We start from the raw sequence: 25744 nt of genomic DNA on the forward strand, positions 1-25744 counted from the left end.
AAAAGCCCGGCACTTTGGCCGGGCTTTCGGATCGTATCGGAGGCGGTCTTACGACTGGCTATACATGCCTTCGTAGATCGGCTTGATGGTTTCGGTTTCAAACAGCGACGAGACCGAGGTGCCCGACCATGTGTTCAGGATGGCTTGGGCAAACATCGGCGCGGTCGGCACGATGCGGATATTGGGGCATTTCTTCACGGCTTCGGTCGCTTGGATCGAGTCGGTGATCACCAGCGATTTCATGACCGATTTCGACACGCGCTCGACAGCGGGCCCCGACAGCACACCGTGGGTGATATAGGCATGAACCTCGACAGCGCCCGCTTCCATCAGCACTTCGGCGGCTTTGCACAGCGTGCCTGCGGTATCGCAGATGTCATCGACGATGATACATTTCTTGCCGGTCACATCCCCGATCACGGTCATGCCGGCCACTTCGCCCGCTTTCTCGCGGCGTTTGTCGACGATGGCCAGCGGCGCACCGATGCGCTTGGCGATCTCGCGGGCACGGGCCACACCGCCGACATCGGGGGAGATGACCATGACATCATCCATATCGCCTTTGAAGTGGTGCATGATATCGAGCGAGAAGACCGGCGAGGCATAGAGGTTATCCACCGGAATATCGAAGAAGCCCTGGATCTGGGTCGCATGCAGATCCAGCGTCAGGATACGGTTCACACCGGCTTCGGTCAGCAGGTTCGCCACCAGCTTGGCCGAGATCGGGGTGCGGGCCTTGGTGCGGCGGTCCTGGCGGGCATAGCCGAAATAGGGGATCACGGCGGTGATACGATCCGCCGAGGAGCGTTTGAGCGCATCGGCCATGATCAGCAGTTCCATCAGGTTGTCATTGGCCGGATTGGAGGTGGGCTGGATGACATACATGTCTTCGCCACGAACGTTCTCGTAGACTTCGACGAAGATTTCCTGATCGTTGAACCGCTCGACGCGGGCATCGACGAGGCCCACGGACATTCCGCGATGCATCGACATCCGGCGGGCAATGGCTTCGGCCAACGGGCGGTTGGCATTGCCGGCGATCAGTTTGGGTTCAGTCATGGCGGACATGGGCTTTGGCTCCGGGCAGCGCCGCAAGGGAAGGTCGCGGCAGAGATTCGCTTACATTGCGCCTGCCTTAGCACCGAGGTAGCGTCTGGGCAAATCCAAGGGTGCAAGGGAGACATGCGAATGTCACATATTGATTACTACTTCTCGGTTTTTTCGCCTTATACCTATTTCGCGGGGCTGCGTCTTGAAGAGATTGCAACCCGTCACGGGGCGCAGGTGACCTATCGGCCGCTGGACCTGATGGCGCTGTTTGATCGCACGGGGGGCACCCGTCCGGCGGACCGCCATCCGTCGCGGATGCAATATCGCAATCAGGAGGTCACGCGCTGGTCGCAAAAACTGGGGCTGCCGATGCCCAATATCTCGGTGCCCGTGCCCAATGCCGCCCCCGCCTCTTATGCGATCATCGCGGCCCAGAAGGCCGGTGGCGGCGATCTGGGGGGGCTGGTCCATGCCATTGCCCGCGCCCGTTGGGCCGAAGGGCGCGACATCGCCGAGGAAGGGCTGATCCGCGCGGCGCTGGAGGCCAATGGTTTTGACGGCAATCTGGTGACGACGGGGTTGTTTGACGGGGCGATTGCCTACGAGAAAAACCTTGAAGACGCGGTGGCCGCAGGGGTCTTCGGCTCGCCCTTCTATGTCGTGACCGACACCGACCAGCGCTTCTTCGGGCAGGACCGGCTGGCGTTTCTCGACAGCTATCTGGGGACATGTGCATGATCGATGACCGCAGGGGGGTCCAGATCGCCTCGGAATTGCTCGGGGGCGGCGAACGCCCGGCTTTGGCAATCCACTGCATGCTGGGCAATGCCCGCGCATGGGAGCCGTCCTTCGCGCTGCTGGAAGACCGGATGACCGCGCGGGTCTTCGACCTGCCGGGGCACGGGCGGTCGGGCGAATGGGTCGCAGAAGAGGCCGCCGGTGCCTTCGAGAGGCTGGTGACACAGATTGCGGCCAGTTTCATCGACCGCCCGCTTGATCTGATCGGGCATAGCTTCGGCTCCAGCGTGGCGCTGCGGCTGGCGGTTGCGGCCCCCGAGGCCATCCGCAGCCTGACGCTGATCGAGCCCATTCTTTTTGCCGCCATCGAAGGCACGCCGGAATATGATGCGGTGGCCAAGGACCAGAAACATCTGATGCAGCTTCTGGCTGCAGGAAAGCGCGAAGAGGCGGCACGGGCCTTTCTGGCGCAATGGGGCAGCGGTGTGCCTTGGGAGGCTTTGCCAGAGCATCAACGCGCGCGCTTCATGGAGCAGATGCCCATTCTGGCCAATACGACCACAGCAAATTTCGCCGATCCCGGGCAGATCCTGCGGGCGGACGGGATCGAGGCGATTGACGCGCCGGTCCTGCTGGTCCACGGCGACCAGACCCACCCTTCGGTGCCGCTGGTTTGTGCCGAACTGGCGGTGCGGATGCAGAATGTCGGGACGGCGACGGTGCCGGGGGCAGGGCATATGCTGCCGCTGACGCATTTTGAAAGTCTGGCCGATCTGATCGGCGTCAATCTCGACCGCTCCTGAAGCGGACGCCGCGCTGATCGGGCGCGGCGTTCACTCTCATATCAGCCTGTTTACATGGCCCATCTTGCGGCCCGGCTTGGCCTCGGCCTTGCCGTAAAGATGGATCTGCGTGCGCGGGGTCTTGGCAAATTCGGGCACGCGCAGCACATCATCGCCGATCAGGTTGAGCATCTCGACATCGGCATAGCGCGCGCCATCGCCCAAGGGCCAGCCCGCGATCGCGCGGATATGTTGTTCGAACTGGTCGACGGCACAGCCCGCCTGCGTCCAGTGGCCCGAATTATGCACACGCGGCGCGATCTCGTTGACGATCAGCCCCCCCTTGGTGACAAACAGCTCGACCCCCATCACGCCGACATAGTCCAGCGCATTCAGGATCTTTGCCGCCATCAGAACGGCATCCATGCGCAGGCTGTCAGGGATTTGCGCCGGCACGGTGGTGGTGTGCAGAATGCCGTTCTTATGAACATTCTGACCGGGATCGAAACAGGCGACCTCACCGGTGGTGCCACGCGCGGCAATCACCGAAATCTCCATCGAGAAGTCGATGAACCCTTCCAGAACCGCCTCGGCCCCTGCCATCGCGGCCAGCGCCTCGGGGGCATCTTCGGGCGCCATGATCCGCGCCTGACCCTTTCCGTCATAGCCCAGACGGGTGGTTTTCAGGATTGCGGGCGTGCCGATCTCGGCAATCGCCGCGTCGAGGCTGGCCGTATCGGTGACCTTGGCCCACGGCGCGGTCTTCAGCCCGATCTCACCCAAGAAGCTCTTCTCGATAATCCGGTCCTGCGAGGTCGCCAGGGCGCGCCGGTTGGGATGCAGCGGGCGGATGGCCTCGAGGATATCCAGCGCCGAGGTGGGGATGTTCTCGAACTCATAGGTGATCACGTCCACCGAACGGGCGAAGGCGCGCAGGGCCTCGGCATCCTCATAGGACGCTGTGGTCACCTGATGTGCCACATCGGCTGCGGGCGGATTGGCGCCGGGTTCGAAGATATGGGTCTTGAAGCCCAGACGCGAGGCCGCAACCGAGAGCATGCGTCCCAGTTGTCCGCCGCCCAGAATGCCGATCATGGCTCCGGGTTGCAACGAGATGTCGGTCATGGATGAACGTCCTGCGGCTCGTCAGGGATCGAGTCGGACAGGGTCGTGCGCCATGTGTCCAGCCGCTCGGCCAGCGCCGCGTCCTGAAGCGCCAGAATGCCCGCTGCCAGAAGGGCCGCATTGGGCGCACCGGCAGAACCGATCGCCATTGTGGCCACAGGGTAGCCTTTGGGCATCTGGAGGATAGAATAGAGGCTATCGACCCCCGAAAGCGCCTTTGTCTGCACCGGCACGCCGATCACGGGCACACGGGTCTTGGAGGCCATCATGCCGGGCAGGTGGGCCGCGCCGCCTGCACCTGCGATGATCACTTGCAGCCCGCGCTCGACAGCGGTCTTGCCATAGGTCCACAGGCGATCGGGTGTTCTATGTGCCGAAACGATCTTCGTCTCGTAGCTGACCCCGAGATCGTCAAGGATCTGTGCTGCGCCCTTCATGGTCGGCCAATCGGACTGGCTCCCCATGATGATTCCGACTTTTACGCCCAATGGTACCTCCTGAAACTTTGAAAGCGCACTATAGGCGCGCAGCCGTTCTGAGCAAGACCAAAGGGGGGATTCGAGGCTTAGGCGAGGATGTCGGGGATCAGTTTGTCTTCGATACGGGCGATCTCGTCTTTCAGTTGCAGCTTCTGCCGCTTCATGCGCGACAGACGCAACTGGTCGCAATGGGCCACAGCCTGAAGGGCTGCAATGGCTTCATCAAGATCGCGATGTTCCTGACGTAGCACCGCAAGTTTGACCCGCAGGACTTCTTCGTGTTCCATTTCGACATGCGCATTCATGATGGCGTTCCGTAGATTGCTGTATGGCGCCGGCCTCAAAGGGTGACTCGGCAGGTGTTCATTTTTATTAATACACGATTTTTTGGAATTTCGGAAGAAAATCGACGTTAATCCTTCTCTGGCAGGGTCTTGCGGTATGCGCTGCGGCTGACCATATTCATAGGGAAGGGCCGCCGGTGCATGGGGCCCGTTCGCTGCACGTCGCTTTGAAAAGGGCTTGCCTGATGACGAAACTAGGCTTTGGGTCGCATCCGTATCTGCTGGGCTTTGACCAGCTGGAACGATTGGTGGAACGGACGGCCAAAACAGGGTCGGATGCCTATCCACCCTATAATATCGAACAGTCGGGGCCGGATTGCTACCGGATCACTCTGGCGGTGGCGGGATTTGCCGAAGAGGATCTGTCGATCACGATGGAGGATCGCGCGCTTGTGATCCGTGGTCGGCAGGGTGAAGACGGTGCGGACCGCGTTTATCTTTACCGTGGAATCGCTGCACGCGCCTTCCAGCGCAGCTTCGTGCTGGCGGATGGGGTCGATGTGGCGGGCGCGTCGATGGAAAACGGGCTCTTGCATGTCGATCTGCGGCGGGTGGTGCCCGATCCCGTCGTGCAGACGATCCCGATCTCGAAAAAATAACATCAGGCAGGAGGACTTGCGATGCATACGAAATTCGACTTTGCGCCCGAAGGCCAGACGGACCGGATTGCCTATATCCGTGCGGTGGATGCGGGCGATCTGCCCGACGAGGTGAAAGCCCAGCTGGGCGATGTCAAACAGCTTTACGCGCTGCATTCTTCTGACGGCGAGCGGCTGGCCTTGGTCCGTGACCGCGAAATGGCCTTTATCCTTGCGCGGCAGAACGACCTTGCGCCTGTGACGGTGCATTGATCGCAAGGGCCGTTGGCAGAAGACAAATCCGGCCTCTGGAGGCGAAAGACTGACTGATATCGGGGTGCCGCATAGGCGCCCCGTTTTCTTTGGCCGTGAGGCGTGTCCGGCGGCTGGTCCCAAAGGGGGGCATGGCCCGCCGGACCCTCAGGCCACGCCTTTTTCCAGGCCCCGCGATTGGTTATGTGGCAGCAGCGCCGGACCCAGTTTGCGGCAAATTCTGCCGGAGAGGGCCGGATAGGCCAGCGGGCCGTAATCTGCGGGTAGGCGGGAAAGCTGGGGCAGCGATTGCCGGATCAGCTTCTGGCAGGCGGGGCCGAGCATCGCCCATGCCTCGGTGCCGGGATAGAGGGTTTCGGCCCATGCGCCTTCGGCCATGATGACCTGATGATGCTCGGTCAGGATGTGCCAGTATCGCAGCCGCGGATAGGCGACGGGCTGGATGCCGGACCTGAGCCCGACAAGGTGACGCGCCGCAGCCAGACCCTGCCTGTATCCCGTAAGGTCTTCTAAGGCAGGATGGCTGACCAGCACCCGATGGTGGGCCGAAACAAGCAGCGCCCGCGTGTTGCCCAATATGCCTTTCGCAAAGCGGATAGGCGCGGCGCGCCCGAGGGCCGCGACCTCGCGGCAACCGATCCAGAGAATACGGGCGGGCGGTCCGTGAGGGGTGATCAGCCTGTCGCGCGGGGTCAGGTTTTGCACGGGGCGGGGGCCATCGACTGTCATGATGCGGGTGTCCTGCGCAAAGCAGACGAAGGGGGCATCGACATGGGCGATGGTCACGCCATCATATTCGACCCCGTCCCATGTGCCCAATGTGATGGACTGGACATTGCTGTAATGCACCCCCGCCGGAATGGAGCTGTCCATCAGGCGGGCGCCCCATGTGCCATCGGTGAACAGCGTGACCTCGATCTCCAGTCCGCTATAGGTGACCCCGTTCACCACCATCGTCGAGTTGGTATAAAGCGCGATTTCCTGCGGATAGAGGTTGAGCGAGGGGCCCGAGATATATTCGGCGGGATCGGGGCTATGCACGTCATCGGTGTCATAGTCCCAGATAATTCCGTCGTTATTGGTGTCATGTAGCGTGATTTCGGTATAGCCCGCCGGATCGACCGAGCGGCCATTTCCGCTGGCATTGAGGTTGTCTTGCGAGGCTGCGGAATAGCCCGGCCATGTGCTGGAGGAATACCATCCCCAAGAAGATGTATCTGCCATAGGTTACAATCTATGCTTCAAAATCCCGTTCTTCGGGAGATTGGCAAACAAAGCTTAAATTGCGGTGAAATGCGCCGGAGGCCGCAGGCCATAGGGGGCGGCAGAACGGAACGGGCCTGAACAGGGCAGGGGAAACCGGAAGGCAAAAAACCGCCCCGAGGGGGGCGGCTTTCCAGAGGTTTGTTAGGTTCCGGACCTGTCTGTGTGTGACAGGGTTATTCGGCCAGACCCTGTTCGGCCAGCCAGCGTTCGGCATCCAGCGCGGCCATGCAGCCCATGCCCGCCGAGGTGACGGCCTGACGGTAGGTGTGGTCGGTCAGATCGCCTGCGGCAAAGACGCCCTCGATCGAGGTGCGGGTCGAACCCGGCTCGACCCAAACATAGCCGCCCTCCTGCAGTTTGAGCTGGTCCTTCACCAGTTCCGAAGCGGGCGCATGGCCGATGGCCACGAAGAAACCGTCACAGGGGACTTCGCGCTCGGCGCCATCGGCGGTGGATTTCACCCGCACGCCGGTCACGCCCAGGGGCGCCTCGGTGCCAAGGACTTCTTCAACGGTGTGGTTCCAGACCACCTCGACCTTGGGGTTTTTGAACAGGCGTTCTTGCAGGATCTTCTCGGCGCGGAAGCTGTCGCGGCGGTGGATCACGGTGACCTTGGAGGCGAAATTGGTCAGGAAGAGGGCCTCTTCCACCGCCGTATTGCCGCCGCCGATCACCACGACCTCCTTGCCGCGATAGAAGAACCCGTCGCAGGTGGCGCAGGCCGAGACGCCGAAGCCCTGGAATTTGTCTTCCGAGGGCAGGCCCAGCCATTTCGCCTGAGCACCCGTGGCCAGCACGACCGCATCGGCCACATAGGTGGTGCCCGAGTCGCCTTGCGCGGTGAAGGGGCGTGAGCCCAGATCGAGCGAGGTGATGTAATCACCGATGATCTCGGTGCCCATCGCGCGGGCATGCTCTTCCATCTGCACCATCAGGTCGGGGCCTTGCACCTCGGTATGGCCGGGCCAGTTCTCGACCTCGGTGGTGATGGTCAGCTGGCCGCCCGGTTGCAGGCCCTGCACCAGAACGGGCTGAAGCATGGCGCGCGAGGCATAGACGCCTGCGGTATAGCCAGCGGGGCCGGAGCCGATGATGAGCAGTTTTGTTTTCTTGGTCGTCTCGGACATGCCGGTCTCCTGAGATTCCTGTCTTGCAGCGCGTTTGATGCGGATATAGACACCGCAACCTGCGACGAAAACCCCCCGCCGAGCTCGACGGAAGGATTGATGCGATTGTGCCGCGCGGCGGATCGGGTCTGCCTTTGCGAAATCAGGGTGCGATTGCGCTTGCAGATAAAGATGTGAAATATTATTGCGCAACTGCGATATTTTCGATAGTTTTCGGCGCAAGGCGGAGGTGTGATCATGGCCAGTTCAAAGCTTGACGAAATCGACCGGAAAATCTTGGCCGAGTTACAGGCCGACGGGCGTATGACGAATGTGGAGCTGGCAAAGCGTGTGGGGATCTCGGCACCGCCCTGCCTGCGGCGTGTGCGCACGCTGGAAGAGGCGGGATATATCCGCGGCTACCATGCTGATGTGAACCCGCGCGAGCTGAATTTCGAGGTGCAGGTTTTTGCCTCGGTCCGGCTGCATTCGCAATCCGAGGCCGATCTGGCGCAGTTCGAGGCGCGTTGCAATACATGGCCGCTGGTGCGGGAATGCCATATGCTCAATGGCGAGATCGATTTCATCCTGAAATGCGTGGCCCCCGATCTCTCGACCTTCCAGAGCTTCCTGATGAGCGATCTGACCGCTGCGGAAAACGTGGCCAGCGTGAAAACCTCGCTGGTGATCCGCTGTGCCAAGGACGAGCCCGGTGTGCCTTTCGACGTGCTGGAAAGCCGTCTGGCCAAGCAGGCCTGAACCTGTCTGGCCACGGGGCGGGGCGCGTGAAGCCCTGACGACCAAGAAGGTAGCCCCGAGCGAAGGGGCCGCATCTGGCAGCCGCGCATAAATTCGTGAGCCTCTGTGCAAAAATCGCGGTGTGCAGTCGGGCTGTTTCGGGCTAGACTGGCTGCATGGACAAGCCTCTTTCTCTATGGTCGCGCATCGCGGCGGCACTTGCTTCCCTGACGCGGGGGGAGGCGCTTTCGGATGTGTTCGACCAACTGCGCGCGCCGCCCGAACGGTCGGTGGCCTTCACCATTGCGGTGATCGCGCTGGGGGCAAAGATGGCCAAGGCCGACGGGCAGGTGACCCGTAACGAGGTCGAGACATTCCGCCGGATTTTCTCGATCCCGCCGGGCGAAGAGACCAATGCCGCGCGTGTCTTCAACATGGCGCGCACCGATGTGGCCGGTTTTGATGCCTATGCGCGCAAGATTGCCGCGATGTTCGGTCCGGGCAACGGGGTGTTGAAAGACGTGCTGGAGGGGCTGTTTGCCATTGCGGTGGCCGATGGTGATTTCCACGAGAATGAAGAGATCTTCCTGAAAGAGGTGGCGCGGATCTTCGGTTTGAAGGACTGCTGCTATAGCGCTATCCGTGCCAGCTACGTGGCAGGGTCCGATCCGGACCCTTGGGCCGTGCTGGAGGTCGCGCCGGATGCGAGCCTTGACGAGGTGCGCAAGGCGTGGAAGGCGGCGATACGCGAGGCCCATCCCGATCGCGCGATTGCCCGCGGGATGCCGGAAGAGGCCGTGCGTCTGGCCCAAGACCGGACAGTGGCGCTGAACCGTGCGTGGGAAGAGATTCGCACGCGGCGGGAGATGGCCTAGGGGCATCATGCAGCGCGATATCAATTTGCGGATCGCGACCTATAATGTGGAGTGGTTCACCAATCTGTTCGATGCGCAGGGCGAGCCGTTATTTGACGGGCGGCCCACGCGCCACGAGCAGACGACCGCCGCCGGTCAGGCGCGGGCGGTGGCGCGGGTGATGGCCTCTGTCGATGCGGATCTGATGCTTGTGGTCGAGGCCCCCGATGACGGGGTCGGGCGGCATACACGGGTCAGTCTGGAGCTGTTTGCCGAGTATTTCGGGTTGCGCACCCGTGCTTGTTTGCATGGGGCGGCCAGTGTGACCCAACAAGAGATCGCCTTGCTCTATGATCCTGATCGGGTGGCGGTGAGGCTTGATCCGGAACCGGGAAGCCATCCGGTGCCGCGCGTGCACGGGCTGAGTGCGGCCGATCATGTCTTCGACAAGCCGCCGCTTGAAGCGATCATCGAGAGTGCGGGCAGTACTTTCCATCTGATCGGGGTGCATATCAAATCGAAGGTCTCGCATGGCCAGACCGCGCGGAACATGCACCGGCTGGCGTTGCGCAGCCGTCGCAAGCAGCTTGTGCAATCGCTCTGGCTGCGCGAGCGGGTGGAGGACCTGCTACGGCAGGGGAAGTCACTGATTTTGCTGGGAGATCTGAACGATGGTCCGGGGCTGGACGAATATGAAGAAGTGCTGGGCCAATCCGCGCTGGAAGTGATTTCGGGGCAGCTCGGGCCGGGGCGGTATCTGCTGCATGATCCGCATGCCCGCCTGCAGGTCGGGCCGACGCTTGCCCAACCCGCATCGGCGCGGTTCTGGTCTGTGGCCGATCAGCATTATTTCGGCGCGATGGTCGATTACATCATGGTGTCGGGGGATCTTTGCGCCAACCGGCCTGCATGGCGGATCTGGCATCCGTTCGACGACCCCGTCTGTTATCGCAATGCCGAATTGCGGGAGGCGCTGCTGACCGCTTCGGACCATTTTCCGGTATCGCTGGATCTGGTGCTGCATGCCCCCGCCGAAGCAGGGGCAGCACAAGGCCGCCCTTAGGCGGGCTGGCGGATGACCGGCTTCACGCCAAGCGAATTGCATAGCGAGGTGAAGCGCGATTCGGTGACTTCGCCAAACAGGTCCGCGCCCTTGCGGGTCAGGCTGAGTTCCAGCCGCTTGTCCTCGCGGTGATGGGTCAGCACGCCCGCCTCGGTCGGATCGTCAATCGAGAACATGGCCGCAAAGCGCATGGCCTTGCCCAAGATTTCGGCCTCGCGGATCTGGTCTTTCGAGAGCAGCTTGAAAAGGGCCTGATGCGCCGAGTTCGAGCGGTTGTTCTTGTAGCGATGCAAAAGCGCCAGCCCGACCAGAATCCGCTCCGGATGGGACAAGGCCGCCATATTGGCGCGGGTGACGTTTTCGAAACAGGCATCGGCGCGGTAATCGGGATGGGTGCGCCATGTCGTGTCATGCAGCAGGCAGGCCGCACGGATCAGACGGTAGGTTTCGGGCGGCACCTCGCCCCAGATCGGCTGGATGAAGCTGTGCATCTTCTTGCCAAAGCCGGGCAGGCGGGCGGCACGGCGTTCGGCATGACGGCACGCCTCGATCAGCGGATCGCGGCGGCGCAGACGGTCGGGCATCTGTTCGTAAAGCAGCCCCTCGCGGATCCCGTAAGAGGACACGTCGATTTCGGCGGGCTGGAACAGCGCGACCAGTTCGCGCAGCACGATGGCCGCATAGGGCACCAGATCCATCCGTGCCGAACCGATGCCGGTGCGGGTGCGCAAATCCGAGAGATTGGTGCTTTCGATCATCTCGAGGGTTTTGCCCACCGCCTCCGGTGTCATCCGGTATTCATGTAGCACCAGAAGCGGATAGGCCTCGCGCTCCATATCGATGCGGGCAATGGCGCGCCACGATCCGCCAACCAGATAGATCCGCTCGTAATCGGTGCCCACCTCGGCGGCCAGCCGCTGCATGGTCTCTTTGACATGGGCAATCTGCGCCGCACGGTCGCCCACAAGCTGCAAACGGAACGGCCCGAGCTGCGAGGAAACCCGCCGCCAGACCTTGCCATCTCGCACCTCTGCCAGTTCCATCGAATTGCCGCCGATATCGCAGATGAGACCGTTGGCATCGGGCCAGCCCAGCAGCACGCCCTGTGCCGACAGTCGCGCCTCTTCGGGACCGTCCACCACATGGATGGTCAGGCCGGTTTCCTGCTCGATCAGCTTGTGGAAGTCCGGCCCGTCTTCGGCATCGCGCATGGCGGCGGTGGCCACACAGGTCAGTGAATTGACCTTCATCCCCTTGGCCAGCGCGGCAAAGCGGCGCATCGCGGTCAGGGCGCGGATGCGCCCTTCGGGGTTCAATCGGCCCGTCTCGGCCAACCCCTGCCCGAGCCCCGCCATGACCTTCTCATTGAAAAATAGGCAGGCGAACGCGCCGCGCCGTCAAAGACGACCATGCGGATAGAGTTCGAGCCTATATCGACGACCCCAACACGGCTGAGCGCGCGAATCGAGGGGTCGTCAAAGAGCGGTTTTCCGAAGGGATCCCACTCGTCATTGTCAGTGCTGCTACCGACGGCCACCATATCTGCCATCTGTGCCTTCCGGGCTAAACAAACATCGCCCAAATTCTAGGCTCAGTCGAAGCTATGAGCAAGCTTTGGCACGTCGCTTGCCCCTGCGGAACCCCGTCCCGAAAGCGACGGGTTTTCCATGAAGAAGCGGTGACAGCTGAACAGCGTCTGATTGTCCTCGGGCAGATAACGGATGAATTTGCCATCGGGCTGCAAAATCCAGCTTTGGGCCTCATCGGCCATATTCGCCGCCATGATCTGTTCGGTGATCTGCGCCTTGACGGTGGGGTTTGTGGTCTCCACCAGCGTTTCCACGCGCCGGTTGAGGTTGCGCCCCATCCAGTCGGCCGAGCTGAAAAAGACCCGCGCCTTTTTCGAGGGTAGCCCGTGGCCATTGCCAAAGCAGACGATCCGCGAATGCTCCAGATAGCGCCCGACGATAGATTTCACGCGGATATTCTCCGACAGGCCCTTGATGCCGGGGCGGATGCCGCAGATGCCGCGGATCACAAGGCTTATCTTCACGCCCGCATTCGAGGCGGCATAGAGCGCGTCGATCACCTCGGGGTCGATGATCGAATTCATCTTCGCCCAGATTTCGGCGGGTTTGCCGACTTTGGCATGTTCGGCCTCACGGGCGATCAGCTCCAGCAGGCGCGGCTTCAGCGTATGGGGCGAGATTGCAAGGTTCTCGAGATTTTCCGGCTGCACATAGCCCGAAAGATAGTTGAAAACCTTGGTCGCATCGCGCCCGAGCGCATCGTCACAGGTGAAGAAACTGAGATCGGTATAGATTTTGGCCGTGATCGGGTGGTAGTTGCCGGTGCCGTAATGGGTATAGGTTACTAGGCTGTCTCCCTCGCGGCGCACCACGGTGCTGATCTTGGCGTGGGTTTTGTAATTGGTGAAACCATAGACCACATGCGCGCCCGCGCGTTCCAGCATCCGCGACTGGCGGATATTGGCGGCCTCGTCGAAACGGGCTTTCAGCTCGACCAGTGCCGTGACCATCTTGCCGTTCTCGGCGGCCTCGCAGAGCGCGGCGACAATGGGGGAATCCTTCGAGGTCCGGTAGAGGGTCTGCTTGATGGCCACCACATTGGGGTCATTGGCCGCCTGTGCCAGAAACCGCACCACCATATCGAAGGTCTCGTAGGGGTGATGCAGCAACATGTCTTTCTGGCGGATCGCCGCGAACATATTGCCTTCATGGTCCTGCACCCGTTCGGGAACGCGGGGGGTGAAGGAGGGCCAGAGCAGGTCGGGGCGGTCGTCAAGGATCAGCTCCTTGAGATCGGCCACGCCCAGAAGGCCGCGCACTTCCACTACCTCGTCTTGCGTGACATGCAATTCCTCGCGGATCACCTGATGCAGGCTTTCGGGCGCACCTGCCGTGATTTTCAGCCGGATCACCTGACCGCGCCGCCGCCGCTTCAGGGCGGTTTCAAATTCGCGCACCAGATCCTCGGCCTCGTCCTCGATCTCGAGATCGCTGTCGCGGAGCACGCGGAAGGCACAATGGCCGCGCTCGCGGAAGCCGGGGAAGAGCGAGTTCAGGTGCAAGAGCAGCACGTCTTCCAGCGGCAGGAAGCGCGCCTCTCCGGGCAGGCGGACAAACCGGTCGATCTGCTGCGGAATCGGCAGAAGCGCCTGCATGCGGCGCTTGTCGCCGGGGCGTTCCAGCTCCAGTGCCAGACAGAAGCCCAGATTGGGGATGAACGGGAAGGGGTGGGCCGGATCAATCGCCAGAGGCGAGAGTACCGGAAACACCTTTTGCAGGAAGTGATCGCGCAGGAAAACCAGATCGTCTTCGGTCAGCGTCGCGCGGGTCACCACATGGATGCCCGCCTCGTCCAGTTCACGCCGGATGGTGTTCCAGCTCGATTGCTGCATATCCATCAGCTGGCGGGCGTCTTCATTGATCAGTTGCAGCTGTTCGCGCGGGGTGAGCCCGTCATGCGAGGGGATATTGTTGCCCTCGCGGACCAGTTCACGCAGACCGGCCACGCGCACGGTGTAGAACTCATCAAGATTGGTGGCCGAGATCGAGACGAAGCGCAGCCGTTCCAGCAGCGGAACGCGCGGATTGGTGGCCTCTTCCAAGACCCGCCAGTTGAACGCGAGCCATGACAGCTCGCGGTTGAAGAAACGTCCGGGACCGGAGATGACTTCCTCGGGAAGTTCGACGGGCACGGGAAACGGGGTTTTGAGAAAATCAGCCTGTGTCATGACCGCGGTTATTGCCCTGAAATGTATCGGAAAGATGACAGTTTGATCAATCTTCCTCGTGAAGACCAAGACTGTCCAGAACGTCCGAGGCCAAAGAGCGGGTAATCGCGCGTTTTTCCGACAGTGACCTTGCGTCAAGAGCGGCCACCAGTGCCCGCGCCGTCGCCAGAGACCTGTCCATCCGGCTGACAAGCCACGGGATCAGCGTCACCGGCACATGAATCTGGCGGTCTGCAAACATTTTCACCAGAACGGCAGCCAGCAGCGCATCATCGGGTGGCATGATCTTGGCGCTGGTCGTGGCCTCCATACGCGAGCGCAGGTCCGGCACCACAAGCCCCCAGTCACGCGGCGCGGTGCGGGCGGTCAACAAAAGCTTCACCCCCTCCGCCTGACACAGATTGCACAGGTGGAACAGCAGTGATTCGCGTTCGCGGGTGCCCGCGATGTGATTGGCGTCATCCACGACGATTGCGCCCGCTGTTGCCAGCCAAGGCGCATCATAGTTCTGCAATTCGGCGGCGGGGATCAGCGGCGCGCGGTTCGCATCGGCCCAGATCTGCGCCAGATGGGTTTTGCCCGCGCCGGCATCGCCGGTCAGGATCATTCGCCCCGAGGTCCAGCTTTCGGGCGTGTCGAGCATCGCCAGTGCCAGCGCATTGGCCTGTGCGACATAGTAATCCTCGCGCCCCTGCGACTGGCGCAGCGGCAGGTCGAATATCAGCTGTTTGCCTGTCATCCTGCCTCCCCCGGTCTGGCCGGGTCGTGCCTTTTTACTTGGTGAAATCTTCCGGCGGAAGATCCTTGGCGCCGACCCCTTTGTAAAGCGGTCCTTGCATGTACTGCTGGATGCCAAAACGTGCAAGCACACCCAGCATCGCCGCGACAGGCACCGCAACCAGCATCCCCACAAAACCGAACAGCGTCCCGAAGGCCGACAGGGCGAAGATCAGCCACAAAGGATGCAGCCCGATGGAATTGCCGACAAGCTTCGGCGTGATGATATTGCCTTCCAGAAACTGCCCCAGCGCGAATATGGCCGCCACAATCGCGATATGGCCCCATTCGCCCCAGAACTGGAACAGCGCAAGCCCGATGGCAAGGCTGCCGCCGATAATCGCACCGACATAGGGGATAAAGGTCAACGACCCCGCAATCGCCCCCGCGATCAGGCCGAAGTTCAGCCCTGCAAGCATCAGCCCGACGGCGTAGAACGTCCCGAGGATCAGGCAGACGGTCACCTGCCCGCGCACGAAGCCCGACAGGACGCGGTCGATATCGCGCGCGAGGCTGCGGATGGTGGCGGCATGTTCGCGCGGCAGCATCCGGTCGACCTTGGCCACAATCGGGTCCCAGTCGAGCAGCATATAGAAGGCCACCACCGGCACCACGACGATGAAGACGATGAAATTGACCACGCCCATAGCCGAGCTGAGCAGGGTGCTGGCCAGCTCGCCGCCGCGCTCCTGAATGGTCTGCCCGATCGAAACCAGCGCCTCGTTTACCGGCGAGCCGCTTTGTGCCAGTTCGGGGAATTGGGTCGTCAGGAAGTCTTTCAACTGGTTGAAAATCTGCGGCGCCGTTTGCACAAGTTGCGTCAGCTGGTCGACCAGAAGCGGCACGATGGCCAGCGCCGCAATCACGAAGATCAGCGTGGCGGTGACGGCAATCACGGTGGTGGCCAAGGCGCGCGACATGAATTTTTCCAGCCGGTCGGCCACGGGATCAAGGAAATACGCGATGGCACCGCCCACGATAAAGGGCAGGATCACATCTCCCATCAGCCAGAGCGCCAGCACGAAAACGACGATGACGATGGACCAGATGAGCGCTTGGTTGCGCATGGTAAAAGACATGATTGCTCCTGATATGGGTCTTGCGCAGAATGACGAAAAATCGGGCAAAGGCAACCGCCCGCACCGGACAGTGTCCCCGACGCCCTCGCGGTTGCGCATGTCAGGGCGCTTGAGAAGACGTGAACATAAGATAGGCGGGCGGGGCTTGCATCCAAGGGCGGCGGGCGTCACTCATGACGCGCCACAAACAGGAGCGTAAAATGAAGACCTTCTTTGTGATGGCGACGGTTTCGCTGGGGCTTGCACTTCCAGCCGCCGCAGAGACGGCCCGCGCCGATCTGGTCGATGCACAGGGGCAGGCATTGGCCTCTGTGACGGTCGCCGATCTGGCCCCCGAGGAGGGGTCTGTGCGTCTGGCGCTGGCTACGGTCGAACTGGCGGCAGGCGACAGGCTCGGGGCAGGGGTCGAGCTGGCCTCGGCCAGCGCCTGTCCGCGTGGGGCGGCGGGCACGCTGCTGATCCCGCAATCGGATCTTCCGCCCGACCCCAAGGCACAGGCCGACCGCCAAATGCAGGCGCAGGGGCAGGCACCGAAATTGCTGCTGCCTGCCGCCGGTCGTCAGAAGGCCGAATATCTTCTGCCCGATACCGATGTGCGCAGCGCCTTCCTTTCGCGGCAGCCGCGTGCGGTCAGCCTGCGCCGGAACGGTGTGCAGCTTGCCTGTGCGCTGTTCCAGACCGTGCCGGACACTGCGGAGCAGGCGCAAGATCTGTGATGCGCGTGGTTGCTCTTGCCTGACCGCGCCGAATGGGCTAGCCCGAAGGCCAGTTTCACCTAACCGACAGGGGCCGTCCCTCATGCGTCTTTCCCGTTACTTTCTTCCCGTTCTGAAGGAAAACCCGTCCGAGGCGCAGATTGCCTCGCACCGGCTGATGCTGCGTGCCGGCATGATCAAGCAACAGCAGGCCGGTATCTATTCGTGGCTGCCGCTGGGCTATAAGGTTCTGCGCCGTATCGAACAGATCGTGCATGAGGAACAGATCCGCGCGGGCCATATTCCGGTGCTGATGCCGACGATGCAATCGGCGGAACTCTGGCAGGAATCGGGCCGCTATGACGCCTATGGCCCCGAGATGCTGCGTATCAAGGACCGCCATGGCCGCGACATGCTTTACGGGCCGACCAATGAGGAGATGATCACCGACATCTTCCGCGCCCATGTCGAAAGCTACAAATCGCTGCCGATGACGCTGTATCAGATCCAGTGGAAATTCCGCGACGAGGTCCGCCCGCGTTTCGGTGTGATGCGTGGCCGCGAATTCTTCATGAAAGACGGCTATAGTTTCGATCTGACCCGCGAAGACGCGCTGCATGCCTATAACCGCCATATGGTGTCCTACCTGCGCACCTATGAGCGTATGGGCCTGACCGCGATCCCGATGCGCGCCGATTCCGGCCCGATTGGTGGCGACAATACCCATGAGTTCCTCGTGCTGGCCCCCACGGGCGAGTCGGAGGTGTTCTATGACAGCAATGTCACCGACCTGACGCTGGGCAACCGCGAGGTGGATTACGACAACCGCGAAGAGGTGGAAGCGATCTGCAAGGAGTTCACCACGCTTTACGCCCGCACCGACGAGACCCATGACGAGGCGATCTTCAACGAGGTCCCTGAAGAGCGCCGCAAATCGGCGCGCGGGATCGAGGTCGGCCAGATCTTCTATTTCGGCACCAAATATTCGGAATCGATGGGCGCTGTTGTCCAGACGCCCGACGGGTCGAAAGTGCCGGTCGAGATGGGCTCGCACGGGATCGGTGTCTCGCGTCTGGTCGGCGCGCTGATCGAGGCGAACCATGACGACAAGGGCATCATCTGGCCCGAGGGTGTGACCCCCTTCCACGTGGGGATCGTCAACCTCAAGCAGGGCGATGCGGCCTGTGATAGTGCCTGCGACGCGCTTTATGCCGCGCTGGTGAAGGCGGGTCTGGACCCGCTTTACGATGACCGCAACGAACGGGCGGGCGCGAAATTCGCCACGATGGACCTGATCGGTCTGCCGTGGCGGATTACCGTGGGGCCGCGCGGTCTGGCGGCCAATAAGGTCGAACTGACCTCGCGCCGTAGCGGCGAAAGCGAGGAAATGTCGGCAGAGGCCGCCGTGGCCAAGATCATCGAGATCTACGCCCCCCACCGCTAAGTTCCAGACCCCCGCTTCCTGCAAGCGGGGGTTTTTCATGCGGTCATCCGTCTCGGGGCGCCAGTTGCAGATGCAGATGGTCGTCATAGCGTGCCGCCCGACAGCCCTGAAAACGGATCTTGGGCTCGTTTGCGCCGATCTCTGCCAACAGATGCGGCTCCAGAAAGACCTTGCCGATGGCAGGGTCGGCCTGAAGAACCGCCAGCAGATCGCGGGTCCGCAGAGGGTCCAGCTGATAGTCGGGGAAGAGCCCCTGTAGCCACCCCATATCCCAGCGCAGCGTCGGCCATTTGCGCGGGCAGTCCGAGGGCCCCTGCTGGAAGGCGAAATAGCCGATGGGCGAGCGGGTCTTGCCCGCCAGATACTGCCCGTCGCGCATATAATACAGCGCCAGATCCGCCTTACGCCCGTCCTTATGCGACAGATGCGGCAGCAGCGGAAAACCGTCGAGAAAGGGGAAATTGGCGTCCAGCACCTGCGTGATCGTTCCCGGATGGCGGTCCTGCATGGTCTGGGCCGTGCGTTCCAGCGCGGCTTTCAGATCGGGCGTCACATAATTGCGGTTGAGTGCACAGGTCAGCCAGCTACGCATTTCCAGCGGGCCAGTGGCGTGGCCAGTGCCGTGGCAGGGGAGGGCCACCCGATCGCCCAGCGGTGCAAGCCACAGGCAGGCCGCCCATAACACCAGATAGCTCAGCGCAAAGAGCGCCAGACGCAGAGTGCGCCGTGGCATGGACAAAGAAAGCAGCCACGCCACCCCGCCGATCTGGGTCAGGAATGTCAGTCCGAGAATAAGAAAACCTTGCAGAATATAGCGCATCAGAAACAGCCCGTCATTGCTTTGTGGCATCTGGCACAGGGTGGGATCGCAGGCAATATGCAAGATCTTGATTGAAAAAATCAGGAAAATGCGGCATGGGCTTGGTCTGTAGGTTTGTAACATCCCGTGATGCCGATGCCCGTTCTGTTCCGTCTGTCCGCGTTTGTCCTTGGCGTTGCCTGTGCGGCACCGCTTGCCGCGCCACTTGCCGCGCAAGAGGCGGCACCCGCGCCTTGGGCCGCGTGGGGGGAGATGCTGTTTCACGACACCGAGCTGTCGCAGAATGGCACGCAATCCTGCGCCACCTGCCATGATCCGGCGCTGGCCTTCACTGATCCACGTGAATCACAGGCGGGGCGGGCGGTGTCTTTGGGCGATGACATGACAAGCCTGGGCGACAGGAACGCGCCGACTTTGGGCTATGCGCGCTTTTCCCCCGCCTTCGGTCAGGATGGCTCGGGGATCTATCGTGGCGGGCAGTTCCATGACGGGCGTGCCAAGGATCTGACCGAGCAGGCGCGTGGCCCGCTGTTCAACCCGATCGAGATGGGGCTGGCATCGGCGGGGCTGTTTGCCCGGCGACTGGCTGAAAACCCCGATCAGGCGCGGCTGGCCCGCGATCTGGCGGGCATTGCCGACCCCGAAGCCGACCCCGAAGCCACTTTGGCCGCCGCCACCAAGGCGATTGCCGCCTTCGAGGCCACGGACGAATTCGCCCCTTTCGACAGCCGCTATGACCGTTTTCTGCGCGGCGAGATCGAATTGACGGATGAAGAGGAACTGGGGCGCATCCTGTTCTTTTCGCAGCAGTTTACAAATTGCAACCAGTGCCATCAGCTGCGCGCGACACCGGGCGAGGCGGGGGAGACCTTCTCGAATTACCAATACCATAATATCGGTGTGCCGGTGAATGTTGCCGCGCGCGGGCTGAATGGTGTGGCCAGCGATTTCCACGATCAGGGGCTTCTGGCCAACCCCGCCATCACCGACCCCGCACAGGCGGGCAAGTTCAAGGTGCCGACCCTGCGCAATGTGGCGGTCACCGGCCCCTATATGCATAACGGGGTGTTCTCCGACCTGCGCACGGTGATCCTGTTCTACAACACCTATAACACCAAGCGCCCCGAGCGGCATATCAACCCCGAAACCGGCAAGCCCTTTGCGCCGCCGGAAGTGGCGGGGACGCTGTCCCTTAAAGAGCTGGAGATCGGGCCTGCGCTGGATGACCAGCGTATCGACGCGCTGGTGGCGTTTCTCAAGACCCTGACCGATGCGCGCTACGAGCCGCTGCTGGAGCCGTAATATCGGCAGTTTGATGCAGGTGGCACCGGCCAGCGCTTGACCTTTCCCCCGCGTGCCGCAACTGTGCCGCGCGATTACGATTATCCGGAGAGACCATATGGCTGGCCAAAGCAGGCCCTTCTCGGCGTTTGAATTCATGATTGCCTGGCGTTACTTGCGGGCACGTCGGGCCGAAGGCGGGGTCTCGGTGATGACCTGGATCAGCCTGATCGGCATCACGCTGGGGGTGGCTGCGCTGATCATCACGCTGGCCGTGCGCGCGGGCTTCCGCGCGGAATTCGTGGATACCATTCTTGGTGCAAATCCCCATGTCACGGTCTATTCGGCACCAACCGAGGTGGTGGAGGGCTCGGGCGTCTATAGCCGGATCATCCGTGATTATGACGCACGCGCCAAGCGCATCGCCGCAATTCCCGGTGTGACAGATGCCGCGCCCTTGGTGAAAGGGCAGGTGATGGCCACGTTCAACGACCGCAACAATGTGGGCGAGGTGTTCGGCATCCGCAAAGCGGATCTGGAAAAAATCCCCGGCGTGGCGCATTCGGATCAGGCCATTGGCAGTCTGGACAATTTCGATCAGGGCATCGCCATCGGGTCCGGCATGGCGCGCGACCTTGGCATCGGTCTGGGGGACAAGCTGCGCCTTCTGTCGCCCGAAGGGGCCAAGACCGCCTTTGGCACCAGCCCGCGGGTCTCGGCCTATACGGTGACCTATATCTTCTCGGCGGGGCGCTATGACATCGACCAGACCCGTATCTATATGCCTTTCACCGAAGCCCAGAGCTATTTCAACCGCGAGGGTGGGGCCGACGAGATTGATGTCAGTGTGACCGACCCCGAGAATGTGGATAACTGGACGCCCCAGCTTATGGAGGCGGGCGGCGAGGGCACCATGCTCTGGACATGGCGCGACAGCTCGGGGAGCTTTCTCAAGGCGCTGACGATGGAGGATAATGTGATGTTCATTATCCTGTCGGTGCTGGTGCTGATTGCCTCGATGAATATCACCTCGGGCCTGATCATGCTGGTCAAGAACAAGGGCCGCGACATCGGGATCTTGCGCACGATGGGGCTGACCGAAGGCTCGATCCTGCGGGTGTTTTTTCTGTGTGGCGCCTTTACCGGCGTGATCGGCACCCTTGCGGGGCTGGTCGTGGGGGTGGTGTTCTCGCTGAATATCCAGCACATCATGGACGGGCTGAATGCGCTCAATGGCGGCGATGTCTGGGATGCCTCGGTGCGCGGCATCTACGAGCTGCCCGCCAAGCTGCAGGTGATGGATGTGGTCAAATCCGTGGGCCTGTCGCTTGGGCTCAGCTTTGTGGTGACAATTTTTCCCGCCCGTCGTGCGGCGCGTCTGAACCCTGTGGAGGCCCTGCGCTATGAGTGATGTGTTGAAGCTCTCCGGCATCGAGAAAATCTATAACCGTGGCACGGCCAAAGAGATCGCTGTGCTGCGGGGCCTTGATCTGGCGATTGCACCGGGGCAGGTGGTGGCACTGGTCGCGCCTTCGGGCACCGGTAAATCGACGCTTCTGCATATCGCGGGGCTGCTGGATACGCCCGATACCGGCGAGGTGCAGATTGACGGTGAGGATCTGGGGCGCGCCTCCGACAAGCGGCGTACGGCGGCACGGCGGAATTCGCTGGGCTTTGTCTACCAGTTCCATCATCTGCTGCCCGAATTTACCGCCGAGGAAAATATCGTGCTGCCGCAACTGGCCAATGGGGTCGCCCGTGCCGAGGCGGTGTCTCATGCCCGCTCCCTGCTGGAGCGCGTCGGCCTGAAAGACCGCGCCAGCCACCGCCCCTCGGCGCTTTCGGGCGGCGAACAGCAGCGGGTAGCGTTTTGCCGCGCCTTGGCCAATAAACCGCGCCTGCTTCTGGCGGATGAACCCACCGGCAATCTTGATCCGGCGACCTCGGATACGGTATTCGCGGCGCTGATGGATCTCGTGCGCGAGACGAATCTTTCGGCGCTGATTGCGACCCATAATATGGAGCTTGCACAGCGTATGGATCGGGTGCTCCGGCTGGATGGGGGGCTGTTGAGGGACTGATATGGATCTATATGGCATAAAGACCTGCGATACCTGCCGCAAAGCGCGCAAAGCCTTGGAGGCCGCGGGCAAGACCGTGATCTTTCACGATATTCGCGAAACGCCTCTGTCGGCGGAAAAGCTGGCGGCCTTTTACGAGGCTTTCGGGGACAAGCTGCTGAACCGATCCTCCACCACATGGCGGGGGCTGGACGAGGCCGAACGCGCCACGCCCGTCAAAGACCTTCTGGCCCTGCACCCTACCTTGATGAAACGTCCTGTGCTTGAGGAGGCAGGGCAAATGACGCTGGGCTGGGCGAAAGATGTTCAGGGGCTCTGGCTGGCATAAAAATTTGGGCTGGGCGGGAACTTTATTTACCAGCTTATGTTTCTTTCCTGATGTATCAGTTTTCCGCGTCGGAATTTTTAACCTCTGTCGTTCAGAGTAATGAAAAGACGCAGTAACGGAAGGATTCCGTATGGTTCAGCTTGCAAGCCCCGCCCAGCTTATGGGTGCGCCGGTTACCCGTGTGACTTCCGTCCGTCCCGATTATTGGGTGCATCTTGCCTGGATTACTGCGGGCGCAACGCCGCTTTGCGCATGGCGTCATGCGGCCAATCTGTCGACTGCGGGTCTGGCAGATGCGGTCGGGATTTCGCCGGAACAGCTTGCGCGGATCGAATGCCGCAAAGAGGCGCTGGGATCCGATCTTCGGCTGCGGGCGGCTGCGGCTTTGGGTGTGCCGGAAGGTGATCTGCGCGAATAAGCCTTGGCCTGTCGATACTCTGCTTTCTGGACAAGCTCCCAGACCTGCGCGCCTGATCCGGCGCGCTTTTGCTTTGTTCCGGAACTGCGGGGGCAGGTGTCTTCGGGGCAGGGAGGGTGCCGATAAAATAAAACGGCCCGATGATGGAATCGGGCCGTCTCGTCATCTGACTATGAAGCTCAGAGAACCTTGAGCTCACCAGCAGAGGCACGACCGTCACGGCCGCTGATCAGTTCGTATTCGATCTTTTGGTTGTCGGCGAGGCCGGTCAGCCCTGCGCGCTCAACTGCAGAAATATGGACGAACACATCTTTGCCGCCTTCATCGGGGGCGATGAAGCCGTAGCCTTTGGTGGTGTTGAACCATTTTACGGTGCCAGTGGCCATTCCCGTAGTCTCCTTCAGGTCTTCCCGGCGGCGAGATTGCAACCGGGCCGTGCTGCCTGGTCTTCCAAGTCGCCCGGCAGCCCTTAGGACACGGGGTAGAAAGTCAGCGTTACACGCGAGTACGAACATGAACCATGCGTATGAAAATGCAATGACGAAATGGCGAGAGAGCGAACTCTCTCACCTTTCTGTGATATGGCGCCACGGCGCATGGCATTTTGCCCGAAAAATTAGCGCAGATCGGGGGCGAGGGCTTCCGATGCAAGCGTTGCGATAATTTCGTCCAATGCGACGGTCTCGGTGCGGTTTTCCCCCAGACGACGCACCGAAACGGTCCGCTCCTCAACTTCTTTCATCCCGATGGCAAAGATATAGGGCACTTTGCCAAGGCTGTGCTCGCGCACCTTATAGTTGATTTTCTCGTTGCGCGTATCGGCTTCGGCACGGATGCCACGGGCCGTCAATGCAGCAGTGACCTCGCGCACGAAGTCATCGGCATCCGACACGATCGAGGCCACAACCACCTGACGCGGCGCCAGCCACAAAGGCAGCTTGCCCGCGAAATTCTCGATCAGCATGCCGATGAAGCGCTCGAAGGACCCCAGAACCGCGCGGTGCAGCATGACGGGGCGGTGACGCTCGCCATCCTGCCCGATATAGCTGGCATCCAGACGCTCGGGGAGGTTGGGGTCCACCTGCAGCGTGCCGCATTGCCATTCGCGGCCAATCGCATCGGTCAGGGTGAATTCAAGCTTCGGCCCGTAAAACGCCCCTTCGCCTTCCTGAATCTCGTATTCATAGCCTGCGTGGTTGCACGCATTGCCAAGCGCCGCCTCGACGCGGTCCCAGCTTTCTTCCGTGCCGATGCGCTTTTCGGGGCGGGTCGAGAGCTTGATCGTCCAGTTCTCGAAGCCCAGATCGGCATAGATGCCCGCAAGGAAGCTGATGAACTTGGCGGTTTCTTCCTCGATTTGCGCCTCGGTGCAGAAAATATGCGCGTCATCTTGGGTAAAGCCGCGCACCCGCATGATACCGTGCAGCGCCCCCGAGGGTTCATAGCGGTTGCACGACCCGAATTCGGCCATACGCAGCGGCAGGTCGCGATAGGATTTCAGCCCCACGTTGAATACCTGCACGTGGCAGGGGCAGTTCATCGGCTTCAGCGCATTGACGGTTTTCTCACGGGCATGATCCTCGTCCACTTCGACGATGAACATGTTCTCCTGATAGTTTTCCCAATGCCCCGAGGCTTCCCAGAGCTTGCGGTTCACCACCTGCGGGGTGTTCACCTCGACATAGCCGTCGGCGCGCTGCTTGCGGCGCATATAGTCTTGCAGCGTGGTGTAGATGGTCCAGCCATTGGGGTGCCAGAAGACCTGACCGGGGGCCTCTTCCTGCATGTGATAGAGGTCCATCTCGCGGCCCAGACGGCGGTGGTCGCGCTTGGCGGCCTCTTCCATCATGGTGGTCCAGGCGTTCAGGTCCTTCTTGGTCTTGAAGGCCACGCCATAGATCCGCTGCAGCATCGGGCGGCTGGAATCACCCAGCCAATAGGCGCCCGCCACATGGGTCAGCTTGAAGGCATCGGCGGGCACCTGACCGGTATGGACAAGGTGCGGGCCACGGCAGAGGTCCTGCCAGTCGCCATGCCAATACATCCGCAGGTCCTCGCCTTCGGGGATGCGATTGACCAGCTCGACCTTGAAGGGCTCGCCACGGTCCTCGTAATATTTGATGGCGTCTTCGCGCGACCACAGCTCGGTCTTCACCGGCTCGCGGGCGTTGATGATGTCGCGCATCTTCTTCTCGATCACCGCGAGGTCTTCGGGGGTGAAGGGCTCGGCGCGGTCGAAATCATAGAACCAGCCGTTGTCGCGGACCGGACCGATGGTCACTTTCACATCCGGCCAGATCTCCTGCACGGCGCGGGCCATGATATGGGCCAGATCGTGGCGGATCAGTTCCAGCGCGGGCGCATCATCGGACATGGTGTTGATGGCGATCTGCGCATCTTCCTTGATCGGCCATTGCAGATCCCAATGCTGGCCATTCACCTGCGCAGAGATCGCCTTCTTCGACAGGGATTTGGAAATGCCCTCGGCGATTTCCATCGGCGTGATGCCGGCATCGACCTGCTTCTGATTTCCATCGGGGAAGGTGAGGGTAATCTGGGACATCTGAGTCCTCCTCGTCGGTTTGGCGCCCACGGAACGCCCGGTTGCAAGTTATGTATTCGGGGGCCTTGTGGAACCCGCAGGAAACGGTGTCAAGTCTTCGATAAA

At 61.6% G+C, this 25744-nt stretch carries 26 protein-coding genes and 1 pseudogene; 14 read left to right on the forward strand and 13 right to left on the reverse strand.

The window, feature by feature from the left end; genetic code table 11:
* Positions 1–48: 48 nt before the first annotated feature.
* Complete coding sequence (locus WDB86_RS14150) at positions 49–1068, reverse strand: ribose-phosphate pyrophosphokinase (protein WP_339107868.1); 1020 nt, start codon at positions 1066–1068, stop codon at positions 49–51.
* 120 nt (positions 1069–1188) lie between these two features.
* Between WDB86_RS14150 and WDB86_RS14155 the strand changes: the two genes are divergently transcribed.
* The gene (locus WDB86_RS14155) at positions 1189–1788 is read left to right on the forward strand and encodes a 2-hydroxychromene-2-carboxylate isomerase (protein WP_406736210.1); all 600 of its coding nucleotides are present in this window, start codon (positions 1189–1191) and stop codon (positions 1786–1788) included.
* Positions 1785–2591, forward strand: a complete 807-nt coding sequence (locus WDB86_RS14160) for an alpha/beta fold hydrolase (RefSeq protein WP_406736211.1) — start codon at positions 1785–1787, stop codon at positions 2589–2591. Before WDB86_RS14155 ends, WDB86_RS14160 begins: the two co-directional genes overlap by 4 nt.
* Before the next feature lie 36 nt (positions 2592–2627).
* On the opposite strand, the gene WDB86_RS14165 is transcribed toward WDB86_RS14160, so the two are convergent.
* The 3 genes from WDB86_RS14165 to WDB86_RS14175 all read right to left on the reverse strand — a co-directional run bounded on the left by WDB86_RS14165 (position 2628) and on the right by WDB86_RS14175 (position 4479).
* Positions 2628–3695: a 5-(carboxyamino)imidazole ribonucleotide synthase gene (locus WDB86_RS14165; RefSeq protein ID WP_406721092.1), complete on the reverse strand. Its 1068-nt coding sequence runs from the start codon at positions 3693–3695 to the stop codon at positions 2628–2630.
* The gene (gene purE, locus WDB86_RS14170) at positions 3692–4183 is read right to left on the reverse strand and encodes a 5-(carboxyamino)imidazole ribonucleotide mutase (protein WP_339107864.1); all 492 of its coding nucleotides are present in this window, start codon (positions 4181–4183) and stop codon (positions 3692–3694) included. The genes WDB86_RS14165 and purE overlap by 4 nt, the downstream gene beginning before the upstream one ends.
* Positions 4184–4260: 77 nt before the next feature.
* Positions 4261–4479 carry a DUF465 domain-containing protein gene (locus tag WDB86_RS14175; RefSeq protein ID WP_339107863.1) on the reverse strand — a complete coding sequence of 73 codons (219 nt, stop codon included), beginning with the start codon at positions 4477–4479 and terminating at the stop codon, positions 4261–4263.
* Between the two features lie 224 nt (positions 4480–4703).
* Between WDB86_RS14175 and WDB86_RS14180 the strand changes: the two genes are divergently transcribed.
* Together WDB86_RS14180 and WDB86_RS14185 are read left to right on the forward strand one after the other, a co-directional pair.
* Positions 4704–5117, forward strand: a complete 414-nt coding sequence (locus WDB86_RS14180; protein WP_339107862.1) for an Hsp20 family protein — start codon at positions 4704–4706, stop codon at positions 5115–5117.
* A 21-nt stretch (positions 5118–5138) separates the two neighbouring features.
* The gene (locus WDB86_RS14185; protein WP_406736212.1) at positions 5139–5369 is read left to right on the forward strand and encodes a DUF1150 family protein; all 231 of its coding nucleotides are present in this window, start codon (positions 5139–5141) and stop codon (positions 5367–5369) included.
* A 147-nt stretch (positions 5370–5516) separates the two neighbouring features.
* Here the strand turns inward: WDB86_RS14185 and WDB86_RS14190 are convergent, their stop codons facing one another.
* Together WDB86_RS14190 and trxB are read right to left on the reverse strand one after the other, a co-directional pair.
* The gene (locus tag WDB86_RS14190) at positions 5517–6593 is read right to left on the reverse strand and encodes a Hint domain-containing protein (RefSeq protein ID WP_406736213.1); all 1077 of its coding nucleotides are present in this window, start codon (positions 6591–6593) and stop codon (positions 5517–5519) included.
* Positions 6594–6808: 215 nt separating this feature from the next.
* A complete protein-coding gene (gene trxB, locus WDB86_RS14195) occupies positions 6809–7762 on the reverse strand; it encodes a thioredoxin-disulfide reductase (RefSeq protein WP_406736214.1) in 954 nt (317 codons plus the stop codon).
* A gap of 237 nt (positions 7763–7999) precedes the next feature.
* Here trxB and WDB86_RS14200 point away from each other — a divergent pair, with 237 nt between their 5' ends.
* The 3 genes from WDB86_RS14200 to WDB86_RS14210 all read left to right on the forward strand — a co-directional run bounded on the left by WDB86_RS14200 (position 8000) and on the right by WDB86_RS14210 (position 10396).
* Positions 8000–8500 (forward strand): Lrp/AsnC family transcriptional regulator, encoded by a 501-nt coding sequence (locus WDB86_RS14200; protein WP_339107858.1) that lies wholly within the window; start codon positions 8000–8002, stop codon positions 8498–8500.
* 155 nt (positions 8501–8655) lie between these two features.
* The gene (locus WDB86_RS14205) at positions 8656–9354 is read left to right on the forward strand and encodes a TerB family tellurite resistance protein (protein WP_406736215.1); all 699 of its coding nucleotides are present in this window, start codon (positions 8656–8658) and stop codon (positions 9352–9354) included.
* Between the two features lie 7 nt (positions 9355–9361).
* Complete coding sequence (locus WDB86_RS14210; RefSeq protein ID WP_406736216.1) at positions 9362–10396, forward strand: endonuclease/exonuclease/phosphatase family protein; 1035 nt, start codon at positions 9362–9364, stop codon at positions 10394–10396.
* Here WDB86_RS14210 and WDB86_RS14215 read toward each other — a convergent pair.
* The 4 genes and pseudogenes from WDB86_RS14215 to WDB86_RS14230 form a co-directional block, all read right to left on the reverse strand.
* A pseudogene (locus WDB86_RS14215) lies at positions 10393–11936 on the reverse strand (Ppx/GppA family phosphatase). The gene WDB86_RS14210 and the pseudogene WDB86_RS14215 sit on opposite strands and share 4 nt — an antisense overlap.
* Before the next feature lie 51 nt (positions 11937–11987).
* Positions 11988–14153, reverse strand: a complete 2166-nt coding sequence (locus WDB86_RS14220) for an RNA degradosome polyphosphate kinase (RefSeq protein WP_406736217.1) — start codon at positions 14151–14153, stop codon at positions 11988–11990.
* Positions 14154–14199: 46 nt separating this feature from the next.
* Complete coding sequence (locus WDB86_RS14225; protein WP_339107853.1) at positions 14200–14892, reverse strand: DnaA ATPase domain-containing protein; 693 nt, start codon at positions 14890–14892, stop codon at positions 14200–14202.
* Positions 14893–14926: 34 nt separating this feature from the next.
* A complete protein-coding gene (locus WDB86_RS14230) occupies positions 14927–16009 on the reverse strand; it encodes an AI-2E family transporter (RefSeq protein ID WP_339107852.1) in 1083 nt (360 codons plus the stop codon).
* A 200-nt stretch (positions 16010–16209) separates the two neighbouring features.
* On the opposite strand from WDB86_RS14230, the gene WDB86_RS14235 reads away from it, so the two are divergent.
* Together WDB86_RS14235 and proS are read left to right on the forward strand one after the other, a co-directional pair.
* Entirely contained in the window at positions 16210–16725 is a 516-nt protein-coding gene (locus tag WDB86_RS14235) for a hypothetical protein (protein WP_406736218.1), read from the forward strand.
* Between the two features lie 82 nt (positions 16726–16807).
* Complete coding sequence (gene proS, locus WDB86_RS14240) at positions 16808–18148, forward strand: proline--tRNA ligase (RefSeq protein WP_406736219.1); 1341 nt, start codon at positions 16808–16810, stop codon at positions 18146–18148.
* A 43-nt stretch (positions 18149–18191) separates the two neighbouring features.
* On the opposite strand, the gene WDB86_RS14245 is transcribed toward proS, so the two are convergent.
* Positions 18192–18968 carry a hypothetical protein gene (locus tag WDB86_RS14245; RefSeq protein ID WP_406736220.1) on the reverse strand — a complete coding sequence of 259 codons (777 nt, stop codon included), beginning with the start codon at positions 18966–18968 and terminating at the stop codon, positions 18192–18194.
* Positions 18969–19097: 129 nt separating this feature from the next.
* On the opposite strand from WDB86_RS14245, the gene WDB86_RS14250 reads away from it, so the two are divergent.
* The 5 genes from WDB86_RS14250 to WDB86_RS14270 all read left to right on the forward strand — a co-directional run bounded on the left by WDB86_RS14250 (position 19098) and on the right by WDB86_RS14270 (position 23076).
* On the forward strand, positions 19098–20270 hold the full coding sequence (locus WDB86_RS14250; protein ID WP_406736221.1) for a cytochrome-c peroxidase: 1173 nt from the start codon (positions 19098–19100) through the stop codon (positions 20268–20270).
* 97 nt (positions 20271–20367) lie between these two features.
* Positions 20368–21660: a lipoprotein-releasing ABC transporter permease subunit gene (locus WDB86_RS14255; RefSeq protein WP_339107847.1), complete on the forward strand. Its 1293-nt coding sequence runs from the start codon at positions 20368–20370 to the stop codon at positions 21658–21660.
* Positions 21653–22330 (forward strand): ABC transporter ATP-binding protein, encoded by a 678-nt coding sequence (locus WDB86_RS14260; RefSeq protein WP_339107846.1) that lies wholly within the window; start codon positions 21653–21655, stop codon positions 22328–22330. Before WDB86_RS14255 ends, WDB86_RS14260 begins: the two co-directional genes overlap by 8 nt.
* 1 nt (position 22331) lies before the next feature.
* Entirely contained in the window at positions 22332–22658 is a 327-nt protein-coding gene (locus WDB86_RS14265; RefSeq protein WP_339107845.1) for an ArsC/Spx/MgsR family protein, read from the forward strand.
* A 130-nt stretch (positions 22659–22788) separates the two neighbouring features.
* Complete coding sequence (locus tag WDB86_RS14270; RefSeq protein ID WP_339107844.1) at positions 22789–23076, forward strand: helix-turn-helix transcriptional regulator; 288 nt, start codon at positions 22789–22791, stop codon at positions 23074–23076.
* Between the two features lie 179 nt (positions 23077–23255).
* Here WDB86_RS14270 and WDB86_RS14275 read toward each other — a convergent pair whose 3' ends face one another.
* Together WDB86_RS14275 and thrS are read right to left on the reverse strand one after the other, a co-directional pair.
* Complete coding sequence (locus WDB86_RS14275) at positions 23256–23462, reverse strand: cold-shock protein (RefSeq protein WP_339107843.1); 207 nt, start codon at positions 23460–23462, stop codon at positions 23256–23258.
* Positions 23463–23692: 230 nt separating this feature from the next.
* The gene (thrS, locus tag WDB86_RS14280; RefSeq protein ID WP_406736222.1) at positions 23693–25639 is read right to left on the reverse strand and encodes a threonine--tRNA ligase; all 1947 of its coding nucleotides are present in this window, start codon (positions 25637–25639) and stop codon (positions 23693–23695) included.
* Between the last annotated feature and the right edge of the window lie 105 nt (positions 25640–25744).

The organism is Thioclava sp. GXIMD4215, assembly GCF_045291555.1.
In the GTDB taxonomy this organism is placed as follows: domain Bacteria; phylum Pseudomonadota; class Alphaproteobacteria; order Rhodobacterales; family Rhodobacteraceae; genus Thioclava; species Thioclava litoralis.